Below are 19276 nucleotides of genomic sequence, written 5' to 3'. Positions count from 1 at the left end.
TCGCACCGTACGGACGCTCTCTGAGAGGTCCCTTAATGATCGTTGTGAGCGCCGCGCGCGCGTACGTCGCGCCACTCCTGGGCCAGCACGGACCACACTTCGAGGTCGTGCCGCACCCCACGATAGGGGTAGGCCTGCCGTCGGACGCCGTCGCGGGTCATCCCCAGCCGCCGGGCGACGTTCAGGCTGGGCGTGTTCCCGGCGGAGGCGACCCACTCGACGCGCTGGATCCCGCGCTGCTCCACGGCGAAGTCGATCAGCACGCGCACGGCCCGGGTGATCAGCCCGCGGCCGGTGCCGTCGGGCTCCAGCCAGCAGCCGACCTCGCAGTTCGCCGCCTCGGCGTCGAAGTTCAGGAAGAGCACCCCGCCGACGAGCGTGCCGTCCTGCCAGATGCCGTGCAGCGAGCCGGTGTCGGCGGCGCGCATGTCGGCGTACCGCTGGAGCGCCTCCCGCGCGCCGGCCACGTCGGTGGCCTTGGAGCCGAAGGGCACGTACCGGTTGATGAACTCCCGGCCGCGGTCCAGGTGCGCCAGGAACTCCTCGGCGTGCCAGGGGTCCAGCGGGCGCAGTTCCGCTCCGTCGTCACCCAGCGATATCGCGTACATCCGGCCGCGGCTCCTTCTCGAGTGCCTCCACTACCTCGGTGAGCCTCTCATGGGCGGCGCGGGACTCGGGCGGCTCGATGCTGATCCGCGGCAGCCGCCGGTCCAGCCAGCGCGGCAGCCACCAGTTGGCGCCGCCGAGCAGGTGCATGAGGGCGGGGACGAGAAGGGTGCGCAGGACGAACGCGTCGAGAGCGACGGCCGAGGCGAGGGCGATGCCGAACATGGCGATCACCCGGTCGCCGCTGAGGACGAAGGCGAGGAAGACGGAGATCATGATGACCGCCGCGGAGTTGATCACGCTGCCTGTCTCGGCGAGCCCGATCCGGACGGCGCGCCGGTTGTCGCCGGTCTCCAGCCACTCCTCGTACATCCGGCTGACCAGGAAGACCTGGTAGTCCATGGAGAGGCCGAACAGCACCGACACCATGATCACGGGCAGGAAGGGCTCGATCGGCCCCGCCCGGCCGAGGCCGAGCAGCTCGCTCCCCCAGCCCCACTGGAAGATCGCGACGACGACCCCGAAGGCGGCGCCCACGGCGGCCACGTTCATCGCGGCGGCCTTGAGGGGTATGCCGACGGACCGGAACGCGAGCAGGAGCAGCAGACAGCCCAGGCCGATGACGACGCCCACGAAGAGCGGCAGCTTGCCGACGATGACGTCCGCGAAGTCGTCGTAACCGGCCGTCACCCCGCCGACGTGCACGTCGAGGGCGGTGCCGGCCTCGGCGCGGGGCAGCACCTCGGTGCGCAGCCGGTCGACGAGTTCGCTGGTGTGCTGCGACTGCGGGGCGGACTCCGGCACGACGGTGAGGTACGCGGTGCGGCCGGCGGAGTCGAAGGTCACCGGGGTCACCGACGCCACGCCCTCGGTGGTGCGCAGGGCGAGGTCCAGGTTGTCGAGGGCGAGCCGGTCCTCGGCGCCGTGGACGGAGGTCACCAGCGTCAGCGGACCGTTGACGCCGGCGCCGAAACCGTCGGCGAGGAGGTCGTAGGCCTGGCGGGTGGTGGCCGACTTCGGGGCGTTGCCCTGGTCGGAGGTGCCGAGGTGGAGGGCGAAGGCGGGCAGGGCGAGGACGGAGACGACGGCCAGGGCGATGGAGCCGAGGAGCTTGGGGTGGCGCTCCACGAACGCCGACCAGCGGGCGGCGAACCCGGCCGGCACCTCCGGCTGGGGCCCGTGCTCGTCGAGCCGGCGGCGCTCGCGGCGACTGAGGGCGCGCATGCCGATGAAGGACAGCAGCGCGGGCAGCAGGGTCACGGAGGCGGCGACGGTGAGCACGACGGTCAGGGAGGCCGCTATGGCCACGCCGTTGAGGAAGCTCAGGCGCAGGATGAACATGCCGAGCAGGGCTATGCAGACGGTGGCGCCCGCGAAGACGACCGCGCGTCCGGTGGTGGCGACGGCGTTCGTGGCGGCCTCGGTGACCGTGAGCCCGCGTTTCAGCCCGCGCCGGTGCCGGGTCACGATGAACAGCGCGTAGTCGATGCCGACGCCGAGCCCGACGAGCATGCCGAGCATGGGCGCGAAGTCGGCGACGGTCATGGCGTGTCCGAGCAGCACGATGCCCGCGTACGCGGTGCCGACGCCGACCAGGGCGGTGGCGATGGGCAGCAGCGACGCGGCGAGCGAGCCGAAGGCGAGGAACAGCACGACCGCGGCGACGACCACGCCGACGACCTCGGCGAGGTGCCCGCCGGAGGACTCGGTGAGCCCGATCGCGGTGCCGCCCAGCTCGACCTGGAGCCCGTCGGTCCCGGCGGCCCGGGCGGTGTCGACGACGGCCCGCGCCTCGCGCTCGTCGATGTCCTCGGCGCGGTCCTCGAAGACGACGACGGCGTAGGCCGTCCGCCCGTCCTTGCTGATCTGCGCGCTGCCCTGGTCGTCGTAGGGGCCGGCGACGGAGGCCACGCCGGGCAGGTCGGCGATCCGCTCCAGCGTGCCGGTCATGGTCTGTTCGACGTCGGCGGCGCGGACGGTTCCCGAGGCGGTGTGCCAGACAACGGTGTCGCTGTCCCCGCCGAGATCCGGGAAGCCTTCCTCCAGCAGCTGGGTGGCGCGGCCGGACTCGGTGCCGGGGACCTCGTAGTCGTTGGAGTACGCGGTGCCGGTGACGACGGCGGCGCCGGCCGTGGCGCCGAGGGCGAGGAGCCAGAGCAGAACCGCGAGAAGGCGGTTGCGAACACACCATCGTGCGAGGGCTGCCACTGGTGCTCCCGGAGGCCGAATTGTGGATCTTTGACCGGGAACAGTCGTACATGAACTGAACAGCCCGCAAAGAACTTATGAGCGATGTGTGTTCACTCTTGCAGGCGTTGAAGATCTTTTGATGCGTTGGTGCGACTTTTCACAAGACTGCGAGGCAGATCACAGGACAATAACGACGACGGTGTCAGTCGGCAACGACGACGGTGTCAGTCGGCCTGGTCGCCGAACGCCATCACCATCACGCCGGCTATCAGCAGCCACAGCGCGCGCCGGGTGCGGCCGCGGGAGCCCAGCAGCGCGGCGAGGGCGCAGACGGCCGCGCCGAGGGCGTAGGCCGCCGGGACGAGCGCCGGGGAGGAGCCGCTGAGGCGCAGCAGGGACGCGGCGAGGCCGGCGAGGGTGAGCAGCGCTCCGGTGCCGGTCGCCGTCCAGCGGGCCCGCCGCGCGTCCTCGAAGCCGAGTTCGTCGTCCGCGTCCTCGATGTCGACGTCCTTCGTCTCGCCGTGCTCTGTCTCGCCGTCCTTCGCGCCGCCGTCCTCCATGTCGCTGTCGGGGTCGGAGTCGGTTCGTGCACTCATGGCGGGCGAGCGTAGCGCGTCGGGCTGAGAACGGGAGAAGGGATGCACCGACGACTCGGTGCATCCCTTCGTGAGGCTTGTGGGCCTCAGCCCTCGCTGACGCCCAGCTTCTCCAGGATCAGCTCCTTGACGCGGGCCGCGTCGGCCTGTCCGCGCGTGGCCTTCATCACGGCGCCGACGAGGGCGCCGGCGGCGGCGACCTTGCCGCCGCGGATCTTCTCGGCGACGCCCGGGTTGCCGGCGATCGCCTCGTCGACGGCCGTGCCGAGCGCCGAGTCGTCGGAGACGACCTTCAGCCCGCGCTTGACGACGACCTCGTCCGGGGCGCCCTCGCCCGCGAGGACGCCCTCGATGACCTGACGGGCCAGCTTGTCGTTCAGATCCCCGGACGTGACCAGCTCGGTGACCCGGGCGACCTGCTCGGGCGTGATCGCCAGCTCGTCCAGGGACTTCCCGGACTCGTTGGCGCTGCGCGCCAGTTCGCCCATCCACCACTTGCGGGCGGAGGCCGCGTCGGCGCCGGCGTCGATCGTGGCGACGATCAGGTCCAGGGCGCCGGCGTTGAGGATCGACTGCATGTCGGTGGCGGAGATGCCCCACTCGGCGATCAGCCGGCCCCGGCGGGCCAACGGCAGCTCGGGCAGGCCCGCGCGGATCTCCTCGACCCACTCGCGGGACGGGGCGATCGGCACCAGGTCGGGCTCCGGGAAGTACCGGTAGTCCTCGGCCTCCTCCTTCACGCGGCCCGAGGTCGTCGACCCGGTGTCCTCGTGGAAGTGGCGGGTCTCCTGGATGATCGTGCCGCCGCCGTTCAGGACGGCCGCGTGCCGCTGGATCTCGAACCGGGCGGCGCGCTCCACGGACCGCAGCGAGTTCACGTTCTTGGTCTCGCTGCGGGTGCCGAACTTCTCCCGGCCGTGCGGGCGCAGCGACAGGTTCACGTCGCAGCGCATCTGGCCCATCTCCATGCGGGCCTCCGACACGCCGAGCGCCCGGATGACCTCGCGCAGCTCACGGACGTACGCCCGGGCGACCTCGGGAGCGCGTTCGCCCGCACCCTCGATCGGCTTGGTGACGATCTCGATGAGCGGGATGCCGGCGCGGTTGTAGTCCAACAGGGAGTGGGACGCGCCGTGGATCCGGCCGGTGGCGCCGCCGACGTGTGTCGACTTGCCGGTGTCCTCCTCCATGTGGGCGCGCTCGATCTCCACGCGGAAGGTTTCGCCGTCCTCCAACTGCACGTCGAGGAAGCCGTTGAAGGCGATCGGCTCGTCGTACTGGGAGGTCTGGAAGTTCTTCGGCATGTCCGGATAGAAGTAGTTCTTCCGGGCGAACCGGCACCACTCGGCGATCTCGCAGTTCAGCGCGAGACCGATCTTGATCGCCGACTCGATGCCGATCGCGTTGACGACCGGGAGCGCGCCGGGCATGCCGAGGCAGGTGGGGCAGGTCTGCGTGTTGGCGCCCTGACCGAGTTCGGTCGAGCAGCCGCAGAACATCTTCGTCTTGGTGCCGAGTTCGACATGGACCTCGAGGCCCATGACGGGGTCGTACGACGCCAGCGCGTCCTCGTACGACTCCAGGTCGGTCGTGGTGGTCACGGTGAAACTTCCCTCTCAGCCCAGCAGGACGTCGTCGTCGCCCAGCCGCTTCAGCTCGCGGTACAGGATGGCGAGGCCGGTGACGACGGCGACCGCGGACACGGTGGCGTCGATCAGCCGCAGCGTGTCGTTCTCGGCGCGGGCCCTCTTGATCTGCTTGGCGACACCGATCGCGCCAAACGCGGTGCCGGCCATGGACAGGTACGTACCGGACTTGGACTTCTTGAAGCCCTTGGCCTTGTTCAGTGCACTCACAGCGACGGAGCCTCCTCGAGGAGCGGGTGACCCCACCTTTCCACGAAGGCGGCCTCGACGGCGGCGCCGACCTTGTAAAGCCGCTCGTCCTTCAGCGCCGGGGCGATGATCTGAAGACCGACCGGGAGGTTGTCCTCGGGGGCGAGACCGCAGGGCAGCGACATGGCCGCGTTGCCCGCCAGGTTGGTCGGGATCGTGCACAGGTCGGCCAGGTACATCGCCATCGGGTCGTCGGCGCGCTCGCCGATCGCGAAGGCGGTGGTCGGGGTCGTCGGGGAGACGATCACGTCGACCTGCTCGAAGGCCTTCTCGAAGTCGCGCGTGATGAGCGTGCGGACCTTCTGGGCCGAGCCGTAATAGGCGTCGTAGTAGCCGCTCGACAGCGCGTACGTGCCGAGCATGATGCGGCGCTTCACCTCGGGGCCGAAGCCCGCCTCACGGGTGAAGGAGGTGACCTCCTCGGCCGAATGGGTGCCGTCGTCGCCCGTACGGAGGCCGTAGCGCAGGCCGTCGAAGCGGGCGAGGTTGGACGAGCACTCGGACGGCGCGATCAGGTAGTACGCCGACAGGGCGAGGTCGAAGGACGGACAGTCCAGCTCGACGATCTCGGCGCCCAGGTCCTTCAGCAGCGCGACGGACTCGTCGAACCGCTGGATGACGCCGGCCTGGTAGCCCTCGCCGCGGAACTGCTTGACGACGCCGACGCGCATGCCGTCGACGCTGCCGTTGCGGGCGGCCTCGACGACCGGCGGGACGGGCGCGTCGATCGACGTCGAGTCCAGCGGGTCGTGCCCGGCGATGACCTCGTGCAGCAGCGCCGCGTCCAGGACCGTCCGGGCACAGGGCCCGCCCTGGTCGAGGGAGGAGGAGAAGGCGACCATGCCGTAGCGGGAGACCGCGCCGTACGTCGGCTTCACGCCGACCGTGCCGGTGACGGCGGCCGGCTGGCGGATGGAGCCGCCGGTGTCGGTGCCGATGGCGAGGGGAGCCTGGAAGGAGGCGAGGGCCGCGGACGAACCGCCGCCGGAGCCGCCGGGGATCTTGGTGAGGTCCCAGGGGTTGCCGGTCGGGCCGTAGGCGCTGTTCTCGGTGGAGGACCCCATGGCGAACTCGTCCATGTTGGTCTTGCCGAGGATGACGACGTCGGCCGCCTTCAGCCGCTTGGTGAGCGTCGCGTCGTACGGCGGGATCCAGCCCTCGAGGATCTTCGAGCCGACAGTCGTCGGGATGCCCTCGGTGGTGAAGATGTCCTTGAGCGCGAGCGGGACGCCGGCCAGCGGGCCGAGCCTCTCGCCCCGCGCCCGCTTCTCGTCGACGGCGCGGGCCTGCGTGAGAGCGCCCTCGCGGTCGACGTACAGGAAGGCGTGCACCTTCTCGTCGACGGCCTCGATGCGCGCCAGGTGGGCCTCGGCGACCTGGACGGCCGTGAGCTCGCCGGAGGCGATCTTCGAGGCGGTCTCGGCCGCGGTGAGCTTGATGATGTTGACGTTGTCCGTCATGGCGGTTAGTCCTCCCCCAGGATCTGCGGCACCTTGAAACGCTGCTGCTCCTGGGCCGGGGCGCCGGAGAGCGCCTGCTCGGGGGTGAGCGACGGACGGACCTCGTCCGCCCGCATGACGTTCGTCAGCGGGAGCGGGTGCGAGGTCGGCGGTACGTCTTGGTCGGCGACCTCGCTGACGCGGGCGACCGCGCCGATGATGTCGTCCAGCTGTCCCGCGAAGTGTTCGAGCTCTTCGGGCTTCAGCTCCAGACGCGCCAGCCGGGCGAGGTGGGCGACCTCCTCGCGCGTGATGCCAGGCATGCAGCGTTCCTCTGGGGTGAGTGAAGTGAGATGTGGTTTGGGGCCAATCCTAGGGGGCGGGGCCTCGAACCAGTGACACGGATTACCCAGGGGCGGTACAGCCCGGTGCGGCTCGGCGGGGCTACTCGTCGGAGGCCGCGGCCGGCAGGGCCGCCTTGGGGCGTTGCCAGCCTCTTGAGCCGCGGGCCCGGAGCCAGGCCGTCGTCTCCTCGGGGGGCATCGCCGCGGCCACCAGCCAGCCCTGGACGGCGTCACAGCCGAGGTCGCGCAGCCGCTCCCAGGTCTCGTCGTCCTCGACGCCCTCGGCGACCACCAGCAGGCCCAGGGAATGCGCGAGGTCGACCGTGCAGCGCACGATCTCCGCGTCCTCGTTGTCGACGGCGAGGCGGGCCACGAAGGAGCGGTCGATCTTCAGCTCGCTCACGGGCAGCCGGCGCAGATGCACCAGGGAGGAGTAGCCGGTGCCGAAGTCGTCCAGGGACATCTTCACGCCGTGGCCGGTCAGCCCGTTGAGGGTGTCGGCGGCGCGCTGCGGGTCCTCCAGGAGGACGTGTTCCGTTATCTCCAGCTGGAGCGATCCCGCGGGCACTCCGTGCCGGGCCAGCCGCGCCGCCACCGAGCCCGCGAAGCCCGGGGTGTGCACATCGCGCGGGGAGACGTTCACCGCGACCGGCACGTACAGCCCCTGGGCCCGCCACTTCGCGACCTGGGCGAGCGCCGTGTCAAGCACGTACTCCGTCAGATGGGGCATCAGCCCCGACGACTCGGCGATCGCTATGAACTCGTCCGGCGGCACCTTCCCGCGCTCGGGGTGCACCCAGCGGACCAGGGCCTCCAGGCCCGCCACCTGCCCGTCGAAGCGGACCTTCGGCTGGTAGTGCAGCTGGACCTCGTGCGCGTCGAGCGCGCGCCGCAGGTCGCCGAGCAGGCCGAGCCGGTCGGGGGTGTTGGAGTCGCGCTTGGACTCGTACACCTCCACGCCCGTACGGTCCCGTTTGGCCTGGTACATCGCCACGTCGGCGCGGCGCAGCAGGCCTTCCGCGTCCATGGCGTGGTCGGGGAAGACGGCGACGCCGGCGCTCGCCTCCAGGACGAGGGTGAGCCCGTCGAGGTCGAGCGGCGAGCTGAGGTCGGATACCAGGGCGCGGGCGATCCGGCTCGCCGAGGTGGTGGAGTCGGCGACGGGCAGTAAGACGGCGAACTCGTCCCCGCCGAGCCGCGCGACCTCCGCGCCGCGCGGCAGGGCCAGCCGCAGCCGATCGGCTATCTGGAGCAGGAGGCGGTCGCCCGCGAGATGGCCGAGGGTGTCGTTGACCGAGCGGAAACGGTCCAGGTCGATGAGCATCAGGGCGGCCCGGACGCCGATGCGCTCGGCGTCGTCCAGCGCGGTCCAGATGCGCTCCAGCAGCCACTGCCGGTTGGGCAGGCCGGTCAGCGGGTCGCGCAGTTGCTCCTCCGCGCGGGCGCGGGCCATCCACAGGGTGGAGTCGAGGGCGATGAGCGGGATGGCGAACAGCGGCAGCAGGATCGGCTTGGCCACGGCCACCACGCAGACCAGCGGGGCGATGCCCAGCAGGGCGACGGCGACGAGGCCCTGTCTGACCAGGGCCGTCCGGGCGACGGTGGGCAGTCCGCCGGTGCGGGGGGCGTGCAGATACCAGAGCAGGACGCGGGTGACGGCGAGGTAGGCGACGGCCACCAGGACCACCTGGGGGCCGGTGTAGACCGACCAGGTGTCGGGGGTCCAGGGGCGCTCGACGGACGGTATCCGGCCGCAGGCGGCGAGCAGCAGCGCGCCCGCGCCGATGCCGAGGATGTCCACCGCGCCGTGCAGGATGCCCTGCCGCCAGCGGTGGCGCCTGGCTATGCCGACCAGGACGACGACGGTGAGGCTGACCATGCCGGCCGGCACCCAGCCGTAGAGCAGCAGGACGGCGAGGGTGAGGGCGGCGCCGGAGCCGGTGCCGCCCCACCAGCGGGCGCGGCCGAGCAGGACCAGGTGGCCGACGATGACGCCGGCGAGCAGGGCCAGCGCCCAGCCGACCGTGCCGGACGGGAAGAGGGCGTGGCCGCCGGTGAAGGCGCGGTAGAAGCCGGCGCCGAGGGCGAAGGAGGCGGCCGCGACGACCGCCGCGGGCAGCGCGGGCCAGGACAGGTGCCGGTCGGGTCCGGCGCCGGGCGCGCCGGGGGGCAGTGCGGCGGAGGCCCGGTTCTCCAGGGAAGGGTGCGGGGCGGGGCGCGGCGCCGTGTGCGGGGCGGGGCGCGGCGCCGTGTGCGGGGCGGGGCGCGGCGCCGTGTGCGGGGCGGGGCGCGGCGCCGTGTGCGGGGCGGGGCGCGGCGGATACGCCTGTGTGCCCGGCTGTCGCTCGGAGCGCGCTGTCCGCCAACTCGCCCACCAGACGCCGGCGACCCGGCGTCGGCGCACCGTCGAGTCCGCGGCGGCGCTCTCGGTCGGTTCCATTCCCGTCCCTCTCACAGCCGGCGGTGCCCACGCCACGCGGCCAGTTGCCTGACAACCCCGGGCGGCGCCGCGCTGGAAAACCCTTTCCCTTTGCTCCTCAGGAGCAGGGGATGCCCCGACCGCAGCTGGGCACGGCAGGCGCACATCTCAACAGTAGGCCGCAGAAGGCTTCCACGGGCAGCGGTCGTCGACGGTTGCCCGAATGCGCCCCGGCCACCCGTATGCATCTGGTATGCGCCGATCGGGTGGCCTTCAACCGCCGCGCTTCGTTATTCCTCGATCGAATTCCCGGTCGGCTCCTCGGTGGACTCCGCCGTCGGCTCCTCGGTGGATTCGCCGGTCGGGAGGGCGACTTCGGCCGCCGCTTCGGGCCCTTGTTCGAGCAGGACGGTGAAGCCGTCCTCGTCGAGAACCGGCACCTTCAGCTGCATCGCCTTGTCGTATTTCGATCCCGGGTTGTCACCCACCACGACGAATGAGGTCTTCTTTGAAATAGAACCGGTCACTTTCGCTCCGCGGCTCTGCAGGGCGTCCTTGGCGCGGTCGCGGGTGAAGTGTTCGAGGGTGCCGGTGACGACGACCGTCAGTCCTTCGAGGGGCCGCGGGCCTTCGTCCTCCTCGGAGCTCTCCTCCTCCATCCGGACGCCGGCGTCCTTCCACTTGCGGAGGATCTCCTGGTGCCAGTCCTCGGCGAACCACTCCTTGAGCGAGGCCGCGATGATGGCGCCGACCCCGTCGGTGCCCGCCAGCTCCTCCTCGGTGGCCTGCTCGATGCGCTCGATCGAGCGGAACTCGCGGGCCAGCGCCTCGGCCGCGACGGGGCCGACGTGACGGATCGACAGACCGGTGAGGAGGCGCGCGAGGGGGCGCTCCTTGGCGGCGGCGATGTTCTCCAGCATGGCGAGCGCGTTCTTCTTCGGCTCGCCCTGCTGGTTGGCGAAGACCGTGGCGACCTTCTCCTCGCCCGTCTTCGGATCCCGCTTGGGCAGTCCGCTGTCCTGGTCGAGGACGTACGCCTTGATGGGCAGCAGCTGCTCGATGGTGAGGTCGAACAGGTCGCCCTCGTTCCGCAGCGGCGGGTCGGTCGGCTCCAGCGGGTTGGTGAGGGCGGCCGCGGCGACGTAACCGAATTGCTCGATGTCCAGCGCCTTGCGGCCGGCCAGGTAGAACACCCGCTCGCGCAACTGGGCGGGGCAGGCACGGGCGTTGGGGCAGCGCAGGTCGATGTCCCCCTCCTTCATCGGCCGCAGTGCCTCGCCGCATGCCGGACACTCGGCCGGCATCACGAACTCGCGCTCGCTGCCGTCCCGCAGGTCGACGACCGGGCCGAGGATCTCCGGGATCACGTCACCGGCCTTGCGCAGCACCACGGTGTCGCCGATGAGGACGCCCTTGGCCTTGACCACGTCCTGGTTGTGCAGGGTGGCGAACTCGACCTCGGACCCGGCCACCGTCACCGGCTCGACCTGCGCGTACGGCGTCACCCGGCCCGTGCGGCCGACGCCCACGCGGATGTTGACCAGCTTGGTGTTGACCTCTTCCGGCGCGTACTTGTAGGCGATCGCCCAGCGCGGCGCACGCGCGGTGGAGCCGAGCCGCCCCTGGAGCCGGATCTCGTCCAGCTTGACGACGACCCCGTCGATCTCGTGCGCCACCGAGTGCCGGTTCTCGCCGTAGTAGGCGATGAACTGCCGTACTCCGTCGAGGTCGCCGACCACCCTGTTGTGCGGAGAAGTGGGCAGGCCCCAGCCCTTGAGCAGGTCGTAGGCCTCGGAGAGGCGGTCCATGCCCTCGTAGCCCTCCAGCGCGCCGATGCCGTGCACGACCATGTGCAGCGGGCGGGAGGCGGTGACACGCGGGTCCTTCTGGCGCAGCGAACCGGCCGCCGCGTTGCGCGGGTTGGCGAAGGGCTTGTCGCCGGCCTCGACCAGCCGGGCGTTGAGCTCCTCGAACTTCTCCATCGGGAAGTAGACCTCGCCGCGGATCTCCACGAGCGAGGGCACTCCGTCGCCCGCGAGGCGGTCCGGGATCTCGGCGATGGTGCGCACGTTGGGCGTGATGTCCTCGCCTGTGCGGCCGTCGCCGCGGGTCGCCGCGCGCGTGAGCCGGCCGTTCTCATACGTGAGGTTGACGGCGAGACCGTCGACCTTGAGCTCGCACAGGAAGTGGTAGGCGGAGGCGCCGATGTCCTTGTGGACGCGCTCCGCCCACGCCGCGAGTTCCAGGTCGTCGAAGGCGTTGTCGAGCGACAGCATGCGCTCGCGGTGCTGGACGGCCGAGAACGCCGCGCCGGCAAATGCAGCCTCGTACGCGCCCGCGACCTTCTGGGTCGGGGAGTCGGGCGTACGCAGCTCGGGGTACTCCTCCTCCAGCGCCTCCAGGGCGCGCAGGAGCCTGTCGAACTCCGCGTCGCTGATGACGGGAGCGTCCTTCACGTAGTACCGGAAGCGGTGCTCCTCGATCTGCTCAGCGAGCTGCGCGTGCTGCTCCCGTGCCTCGCTGGGCACCGTCGTCTCCGCTTGCCTGTCGCCGGCCACCGTGTTGTCCTCCCGTTACTCTGGGTTGTCCGCGAGGGATCTCGCCGCCCGGACGCAGTGGGCGAGTGCATGGCGGGCGTACGCGGGGGAAGCCCCCGCGAGGCCGCACGACGGAGTGAGGGTGACGGCCTCCGCGAGCAGCCCCGGTCGCAGCCCCAGCCTGCGCCACAGCGTCCTGACACCCATGACGCTACCGGCAGGGTCTGACAATGCGGCATCGGTGCCGGGCACGACACCGACGAAGAGCCGGGTGCCGGCTTCCACCGCCTCGCCGATGACGTCGTCGTCACGCTCGGTGAGGAGCGAGAAGTCGAAGGAGACCGCCGCCGCACCCGCCCGGCGCAGCAGGGCGAACGGGACGTCCGGTGCGCAGGAGTGGACCACGACGGGGTCCTCGCCCTGCACCCCGACGACGTCCCGGAGCGTGGCCTCCACGACCTGCCGGTCGACCGCGCGGTGGGTGCGGTAGCCGCTGGCGGTCTTCACATGGCCGCGGAGCACGGAGGTGAGGGAGGGCTCGTCGAGCTGGAGCACGAGCTGCGCGCCGGGCAGCCGACGGCGTACCTCGGCGAGGTGCTGACGCAGGCCCTCGCGGAGGGAACCGGCGAGGTCACGGCAGGCGCCGGGGTCGGAGAGCGCTGCCTCGCCGTTCTTCAGCTCCAGGGCGGAGGCGAGCGTCCAGGGCCCGACCGCCTGCACCTTCACCTGGCCCTCGTAGCCCTGGGTGAACTCCTCCAGCGCGTCGAGGTCCTCCCCCAGCCAGGACCGGGCCCGCTTGGTGTCCCGCCCCGGCCGGTCGCCGAGCCGCCAGCCGCTGGGCTCCACGCGCGCGTACAGCTCGACCAGCATCCCCGCGGTCCGGCCGATCATGTCCGCGCCGGGACCGCGGGCCGGCAGCTCGGCCAGGAACGGGAAGTCCTCGAAGGACCCGGTGACGGTCTTGGCGGCCTCGCGGGCGTCACCGCCCGGCAGGGAGCCGATGCCGGTGGCGGGGCCGAAACTGAAGTGTGGGTTCACGGGTGCAGCCTACGTAGCTCCGGGCCCTCAGCGTCCCGGTCGTACCGTCAGATCGTTGACCTCCGCGTCGCCGGGCAGGTCGATCGCCATCAGGATCGTCGTCGCCACCGACTCCGGGTCGATCCACTCCGCGGGGTCGTACTCCTTGCCCTCCTGCTGGTGGACCTTGGCCTGCATGGGGCTGGCGGTGCGGCCGGGGTAGACGGAGGTGACGCGGACGCCGTTGCCGTGCTCCTCGGCCCGCAACGAGTCCGCGAGGGCCTTCAGGCCGTGCTTGGAGGCGGCGTACGCGGACCATTCGGCGCTCGCCCGCAGGCCCGCCCCGGAGTTCACGAAGACCACCTGGCCGCGGGCGGTGCGGAGTTGGGGCAGGAAGTGGCGGGTCAGCTCGGCGGGCGCGATCAGGTTGACGTTGAGCTGGTGACGCCAGGACTTCGGGGTCAGGTCGCCGACGGGGCCGAGGTCGACCACGCCGGCGATGTGCAGCAGGGAATCGACCCGGTCCGGCAGCGACTGGTGGGAGAAGGCCCAGCTCAGCTTGTCGGGATCGGCCAGGTCGCCGACCAGGGTCCGGGCCCCGGGGAACTGCGCCGCGAGCTCCTTCGCGCGGCCCGCGTCGCGCGCGTGCAGCACGAGTTCGTCCCCGCGCGCGTGCAGCCGACGGGCGACGGCGGCGCCGATGCCGGAGCCCGCTCCGGTGATCACATGAGTAGCCATGCCCGCCATGCTCGCATCACGGCGTGCCTACGCGATGCCCTGGCTCTCTTCGAGGTAGGCCAGCGCGCCCACCGGCTCCTCGGCGAAGAAGACCAGGTCGGTGAGGGGAAGGGGCAGGAAGCCCTCGTCCTCCATGCGCCGGAACTGCTCCTTGAGGCCGTCGTAGAAGCCCGCGGTGTTCAGGAGCACGACCGGCTTGTCGGTGTGGCCGTGCTTCTTGAGCTCCAGGATCTCGGTGGCCTCGTCCAGCGTGCCCGTCCCGCCGACCATGACGACGACCGCGTCGGCCTTCTCCAGGAGCAGCCGCTTTCGTTCGGCGAGGTCGCGCGCGATGACCATCTCGTCGGCGCCGGGCCGCGCCTTGGCCGCGAGGAAGTCGACCGACACCCCGCACAGCCGGCCGCCCGCCTGCTGCACGCCGTCCGCGACCACCTTCATCAGGCCGACATCCGAACCGCCCCACACCAGCGTGTGACCACCCTTGCCCAGCAGTTCCGCGAACTCGCGCGCGGGGCGCGTGTAGCGGTCGTCGAGATCGGCGGCGGAGAGGAAGACACATATGCGCATCCCGTCACCGTATCCGGGAAGAACGAGGCGCGCGCCAGTGCTTTTCCGGCATGACTCCAGGACACACGATCACCGTCGAGCAGTCCGACCGGCACATCAGGGCCGTCCACGCGGGCCATGTGCTGGCCGAGACCGACCGGGCTCTGGTGCTGCACGAGACCGGCTGTCCCGCGCGGTACTACATCCCCGAGGCGGACGTCCGCATGGACCTGCTGACCGCCTCCGACACCCACACCCACTGCCCCTTCAAGGGCACGGCCTCCTACTGGTCGCTGCCGGACGCGGCCGATCTGGTGTGGTCGTATCCCGACCCCAAGCCGGACGTCGCCGCGATCAGGAACCACCTGTGCTTCTACGAGGTGGAAGTGTCGTAGCCCGATGACCGCACCGCCGTGCGGCAGTCTGCACAGACATGGACAAGAAGACGATTTCCCGCGACGGCACCGAACTCGCGTACACCAGCGCCGGACAGGGCCCCGCGGTCATCCTGGTGAGCGGGGCGATGTCCACGGGCGGCACCGTGGCGCCCCTGGCCCGGCTGCTCGCGGACCGCTTCACCGTCCTCTGGTACGACCGCCGAGGCCGCGGCGACAGCGGCGACACGGCCCCGTACGACGTGCGGCGCGAGGTCGAGGACCTGGCGGCCCTCGTCGACGCGGCGGGCGGCGAGGCGGCGCTCTACGGCGTCTCGTCGGGCGGCGCACTGGTGCTGGAGGCCGCGGCGAGCGGGCTGCCGGTGCGCCGGGCGGCCGTGTACGAGACGCCGTTCGCCGTCGACGAGGAGGGCGTGCGGGAGCGCGCCGCGTACACGGCGAACCTCACCGAGGCGCTCGCGCGCGGGCGGCGCGGGGACGCCGTGGAGCTGTTCCTGCGGCTGACGGGGTTGGCCGAGGAGATGATCCAGGGCGCGCGCCGATCGCCCATGTGGGAGGGCATGGAGGCCATCGCGCCGACCCTCGCGTACGACGACGCCGTCATGGCGGGCGGGGCGGTCCCCCGGGAGCGGCTGGCCTCGGTCGGCGTGCCGGTGCTGGCGGTGGCGGGCGGCGCGAGTCCGCCGTGGCTGCGCGAGGCCGTACGGGCCGTCGCGGACGCGGTTCCCGACGGCGCGTACCTCACGCTCGAGGGCCAGACGCACATGGTGGACCCGGCCGTCCTCGCGCCGGTGCTGGCGGAGTTCTTCGCCCGGCAGGACTGACGGCGGCAGGGCTCATGGCCGCGGGGCCGGTGGTCAGGAGACCCCGGCCGTCGCCCGCACCGTGGACGCGATCGTGGCCGAGCCCACCACGCGGGTGTCGTCGTAGAGCACGATCGCCTGGCCGGGCGCCACGCCGCGGACGGGCTCGGTGAACGTGACCTCCAGACGGCCGTCGATCAGCTCCGCGGTCACCTCGGTCTCGCCGCCGTGGGCGCGCAGTTGGGCCGTGTACACGCCGGGGCCGCTCGGGGCGGCGCCGCACCAGCGGGGCTTGATCGCGGTCAGCGCGCCGACGTCGAGGGAGGCGGCCGGGCCGACCGTCACGGTGTTGTTCACCGGGGAGATGTCGAGGACGTAGCGCGGCTTGCCGTCGGCGGCCGGGGTGCCGATGCGCAGGCCCTTGCGCTGGCCGATGGTGAAGCCGTACGCGCCCTCGTGGGTGCCGATCTTCGCGCCGGACTCGTCGACGATGTCGCCCTCGGCCCGGCCCAGCTTGTTCGCGAGGAAGCCCTGGGTGTCGCCGTCGGCGATGAAGCAGATGTCGTGGGAGTCGGGCTTCTTGGCGACGGCCAGGCCCCGCCGCTCGGCCTCCGCGCGGATCTCGTCCTTCGTCGTCACGGTGTCGCCGAGGGGGAAGAGCGCGTGGGCGAGCTGGCGGTCGTCCAGGACGCCCAGGACGTAGGACTGGTCCTTGGCCATGTCGGAGGCCCGGTGCAGCTCGCGGGTGCCGTCCTCGCGGACGACGACCTGCGCGTAGTGGCCCGTGCACACCGCGTCGAAGCCCAGTGCGAGCGCCTTGTCGAGCAGCGCGGCGAACTTGATCTTCTCGTTGCAGCGCAGGCACGGGTTGGGGGTGCGGCCGGCCTCGTACTCGGCGACGAAGTCGTCGACCACGTCCTCGCGGAAGCGGTCGGCGAGGTCCCACACGTAGAACGGGATGCCGATGACGTCGGCGGCGCGGCGGGCGTCCCGGGAGTCCTCGATGGTGCAACAGCCCCGCGCGCCCGTGCGGAAGGACTGCGGGTTCGCGGAGAGCGCGAGGTGCACACCGGTCACCTCATGGCCGGCTTCGGCGGCGCGGGCGGCGGCGACGGCGGAGTCGACCCCGCCGGACATGGCGGCGAGTACGCGGAGGGGGCGGGGACGCTGCGAGGTCTCAGTCTCAGTCATAGCCCTTCCAGGGTACGGGGCGCCGGGAACCGGAGCCCGCGAGTATCCGTTGACGATCTCGAGGGGCGAGAAAGGACTGCGCATGGGGGCGAGGAAGGGCGACTCCGACCGGCGGATCGGGCGGCGGGCGCTGCTGATCGGCGGGGCGGCGGCCGCGGTCGGCACGGGCGTGCTGGCGCGTGAGGAGCTGGCCCGGCTGTACTGGCGACTGCCCGGGGTGCGCAGACAGCGGGTGGAGGGCGCGGTCGACTACACGGGCGCGCGGTGGGTGGCGGCGTCGGAGGCCAACTTCCGCTGGGCGGACCGGCCGGACGACTTCGGGATCGACATGGTCGTCGTCCATGTCACGCAGGGCGATCTGGACAGCGCCGTGAAGGCGTTCGAGGACCCGGGGCACAAGGCGGCCGCGCACTACATCGTGGGCAAGGACGGGCACGTCACGCAGATGATCCGCGAGCTGGACGTGGCGTACCACGCGGGCAATCGGTCGTACAACGAGCGCAGTGTCGGCATCGAGCACGAGGGGTTCGTGGACCGTCCGCAGGACTTCACGGACGCGATGTACGCCGCGTCCGCCCGGCTGACCGCGGCGATCTGCCGGCGGTACGACATACCCGTCGACCGCGAGCACATCATCGGGCATGTGGAGGTGCCGGGGACGGACCACACCGACCCCGGTGAGCACTGGGACTGGGACCGGTACCTGCGGCTCGTCGAAGAGGCGCGGAAAGTGACGCAGACCGCCTCCACCTGACGAGCCATCGTGATGCAGGTCATATGTACTCAATATCGTGAACAGTTGATGAGAGTCGGCCGTCCGATGTGTCCCACTCCCCGAAGATGACCTGCGGCCTGCCAACTCGGGTTTTTCTCAAGGAAGTTGAGGCACAGGGCACCCGCACAGGGTCCTCGGCTCGCTCCTAATTTCGGCTCAGTCTTTACATAGGCTTTAGTCCAAAGCTCCGCTGCCATGACCCACACGACAGATCCCGCCGCCGGCGCGGGAGAGCAGAGCAAGGGCGCCCACGCGAGGAGCGGCCGGGGCCGCAAGGACGAGCACTCCAAGGAGACCAGGGGCCGCGGCGGCAAGGGCCTGCACCGGCGGAAGTTCCTCGGCGGGATGGCCGGGGTCGGACTCGGCGCCGTCGGCGCGGCGGGAGCCGCCTTCTCCCTGCTGACCGGCGGCAACGGCAACAAGGCGTCCGCGGCGACGACCGCCACCGGCACCCTCGACATCCCGGAGTTGCTGGAGGGCACCACGTCCGACGGCACCACCACCTACACCCTGACCGCGAAGACCGGCACGAGCGAGGTGATCAGCGGCGTCACCAGCACCACCGCGGGCTACAACGGGTCCTACCTCGGCCCGACCATGAAGTGGACCACCGGCACCGCAGCCCTGCTGAACATCACCAACACCCTGGGCGCGGACACCTCCGTGCACTTCCACGGCGCCCACATCCCGCCCGAGATGGACGGCGGCCCGCAGAACGCCTTCGCCGACGGCGAGACCTGGTCGCCCACCTTCGAGGTCAAGGACGAGGCCAAGACCCTCTGGTACCACCCGCACGCCCTGGGCACCACGGCCGAGCAGGTCGTGCACGGCCTGGCGGGCATGATCATCGTCGAGGACGACTCGGAGGTCTCGGCCGCGCTGCCGAGCGAGTACGGCGTCGACGACATCCCGATCATCCTGCAGTGTCTGGCGGTCGACACCAGCGGTGACGTCAAGTACGACATCGCCGGCTACCTGACCTCCGGCCTCAGCTACCCGGTGCTGTGCAACGGCACCAACGTCGACACGACCACCCTGGGGTTCACGGCCACCAAGACCCGCACCCGCTTCCGGGTTCTGAACGCCTCCCCCGCCGACATCATGACGATCCAGCGCGGCGACGGCGGCACGCTCACCCAGATCGCCACCGACCAGGGCTATCTCGCCGAGCCCACCGAGGTGACCACGATCCGGCTGGTGGCGGGCGCCCGCGCCGAGTTCGTCCTCGACCTCGCGGACGCGGTCACACTCCAGGCCGTCGTCACCACGGGCTGGATCCGTGGCGGCAGCGGCACGTACGACTTCCTGACGGTGACGCCGGAGGCCACCGACACGCCCGCCGATCTGCCGAGCGCGCTCAACACCATCACCCGGTACGACACGAGCGACTTCACCGCGCGGACGATCACCCTCGGCCAGAGCGGCCAGAACATGACGATCAACGGCTCGGTGGGCACCACCATGGCCGGGATGGCGATGATCAGCACCACGCTGGACGCCGAGGAAGTCTGGACGATCAAGAACGGGACTCAGTTGGAGCACTCCTTCCATCTGCACGACGTGCCGTTCCAGTTGATCGAGATCAACGGTGCGGAGCCCACCGGCGTCGACCTCGGCTGGTTCGACACCTTCGAGGTGGTCGGCGGCGGCTCGATCAAGATCGCGATGAAGTTCACCGACTTCACCGACGACACGTACATGTACATGCTCCATTGCCATCTGCTCCAGCACGAGGACGAGGGCATGATGGCGGCCCTCATGGTCACGGACGGCTAGGCGCTTCGC

At 71.2% G+C, this 19276-nt stretch carries 17 protein-coding genes; 4 read left to right on the top strand and 13 right to left on the bottom strand.

The features are described from left to right. Positions 1 to 32: 32 nt before the first annotated feature. From AB0J04_RS11865 to AB0J04_RS11810, 12 genes are all read right to left on the bottom strand, one after another. Positions 33 to 608, bottom strand: coding sequence for a GNAT family protein (locus AB0J04_RS11865; RefSeq protein WP_363168216.1), 576 nt, complete (start codon positions 606 to 608; stop codon positions 33 to 35). Then, positions 586 to 2814 carry an MMPL family transporter gene (locus AB0J04_RS11860; RefSeq protein WP_363168215.1) on the bottom strand — a complete coding sequence of 743 codons (2229 nt, stop codon included), beginning with the start codon at positions 2812 to 2814 and terminating at the stop codon, positions 586 to 588. Before AB0J04_RS11860 ends, AB0J04_RS11865 begins: the two co-directional genes overlap by 23 nt. A gap of 206 nt (positions 2815 to 3020) precedes the next feature. After that, positions 3021 to 3392 carry a hypothetical protein gene (locus tag AB0J04_RS11855; protein WP_363168214.1) on the bottom strand — a complete coding sequence of 124 codons (372 nt, stop codon included), beginning with the start codon at positions 3390 to 3392 and terminating at the stop codon, positions 3021 to 3023. A gap of 86 nt (positions 3393 to 3478) precedes the next feature. Continuing rightward, positions 3479 to 4993 (bottom strand): Asp-tRNA(Asn)/Glu-tRNA(Gln) amidotransferase subunit GatB, encoded by a 1515-nt coding sequence (gene gatB / locus AB0J04_RS11850; RefSeq protein ID WP_363168213.1) that lies wholly within the window; start codon positions 4991 to 4993, stop codon positions 3479 to 3481. Positions 4994 to 5008: 15 nt separating this feature from the next. Continuing rightward, a complete protein-coding gene (locus tag AB0J04_RS11845) occupies positions 5009 to 5248 on the bottom strand; it encodes a hypothetical protein (RefSeq protein ID WP_358806571.1) in 240 nt (79 codons plus the stop codon). Beyond that, a complete protein-coding gene (gene gatA, locus AB0J04_RS11840) occupies positions 5245 to 6747 on the bottom strand; it encodes an Asp-tRNA(Asn)/Glu-tRNA(Gln) amidotransferase subunit GatA (protein WP_363168212.1) in 1503 nt (500 codons plus the stop codon). Before gatA ends, AB0J04_RS11845 begins: the two co-directional genes overlap by 4 nt. A 5-nt stretch (positions 6748 to 6752) precedes the next feature. After that, the gene (gene gatC, locus AB0J04_RS11835) at positions 6753 to 7049 is read right to left on the bottom strand and encodes an Asp-tRNA(Asn)/Glu-tRNA(Gln) amidotransferase subunit GatC (RefSeq protein WP_007384860.1); all 297 of its coding nucleotides are present in this window, start codon (positions 7047 to 7049) and stop codon (positions 6753 to 6755) included. Between the two features lie 121 nt (positions 7050 to 7170). Continuing rightward, on the bottom strand, positions 7171 to 9510 hold the full coding sequence (locus AB0J04_RS11830; protein WP_363168211.1) for an EAL domain-containing protein: 2340 nt from the start codon (positions 9508 to 9510) through the stop codon (positions 7171 to 7173). Positions 9511 to 9779: 269 nt separating this feature from the next. After that, positions 9780 to 12047, bottom strand: a complete 2268-nt coding sequence (gene ligA, locus AB0J04_RS11825) for an NAD-dependent DNA ligase LigA (RefSeq protein ID WP_363168210.1) — start codon at positions 12045 to 12047, stop codon at positions 9780 to 9782. 15 nt (positions 12048 to 12062) lie between these two features. Continuing rightward, positions 12063 to 13064 carry a methionine synthase gene (locus tag AB0J04_RS11820; protein WP_363168209.1) on the bottom strand — a complete coding sequence of 334 codons (1002 nt, stop codon included), beginning with the start codon at positions 13062 to 13064 and terminating at the stop codon, positions 12063 to 12065. A 27-nt stretch (positions 13065 to 13091) separates the two neighbouring features. Beyond that, positions 13092 to 13790: an SDR family oxidoreductase gene (locus AB0J04_RS11815; RefSeq protein WP_363168208.1), complete on the bottom strand. Its 699-nt coding sequence runs from the start codon at positions 13788 to 13790 to the stop codon at positions 13092 to 13094. Between the two features lie 18 nt (positions 13791 to 13808). Continuing rightward, entirely contained in the window at positions 13809 to 14348 is a 540-nt protein-coding gene (locus AB0J04_RS11810) for a TIGR00730 family Rossman fold protein (RefSeq protein WP_363168207.1), read from the bottom strand. Between the two features lie 50 nt (positions 14349 to 14398). Between AB0J04_RS11810 and AB0J04_RS11805 the strand changes: the two genes are divergently transcribed. Together AB0J04_RS11805 and AB0J04_RS11800 are read left to right on the top strand one after the other, a co-directional pair. After that, positions 14399 to 14722, top strand: coding sequence for a DUF427 domain-containing protein (locus tag AB0J04_RS11805; RefSeq protein ID WP_363168206.1), 324 nt, complete (start codon positions 14399 to 14401; stop codon positions 14720 to 14722). Between the two features lie 38 nt (positions 14723 to 14760). Further along, on the top strand, positions 14761 to 15546 hold the full coding sequence (locus tag AB0J04_RS11800) for an alpha/beta hydrolase (RefSeq protein WP_363168205.1): 786 nt from the start codon (positions 14761 to 14763) through the stop codon (positions 15544 to 15546). A gap of 33 nt (positions 15547 to 15579) precedes the next feature. Here the strand turns inward: AB0J04_RS11800 and mnmA are convergent, their stop codons facing one another. Beyond that, a complete protein-coding gene (gene mnmA / locus AB0J04_RS11795) occupies positions 15580 to 16716 on the bottom strand; it encodes a tRNA 2-thiouridine(34) synthase MnmA (protein ID WP_363168204.1) in 1137 nt (378 codons plus the stop codon). Between the two features lie 82 nt (positions 16717 to 16798). Between mnmA and AB0J04_RS11790 the strand changes: the two genes are divergently transcribed. Both AB0J04_RS11790 and AB0J04_RS11785 read left to right on the top strand, forming a co-directional pair. Continuing rightward, positions 16799 to 17470 carry an N-acetylmuramoyl-L-alanine amidase gene (locus AB0J04_RS11790; protein ID WP_363168203.1) on the top strand — a complete coding sequence of 224 codons (672 nt, stop codon included), beginning with the start codon at positions 16799 to 16801 and terminating at the stop codon, positions 17468 to 17470. Positions 17471 to 17686: 216 nt separating this feature from the next. Then, positions 17687 to 19267: a multicopper oxidase domain-containing protein gene (locus AB0J04_RS11785; protein ID WP_363168202.1), complete on the top strand. Its 1581-nt coding sequence runs from the start codon at positions 17687 to 17689 to the stop codon at positions 19265 to 19267. Positions 19268 to 19276 lie beyond the last annotated feature (9 nt).

Origin of the sequence: Streptomyces sp. NPDC050263 (assembly GCF_040655955.1) — a bacterium.
In the GTDB taxonomy this organism is placed as follows: domain Bacteria; phylum Actinomycetota; class Actinomycetes; order Streptomycetales; family Streptomycetaceae; genus Streptomyces.
This window is presented reverse-complemented; position numbering and strand designations above follow the sequence as displayed.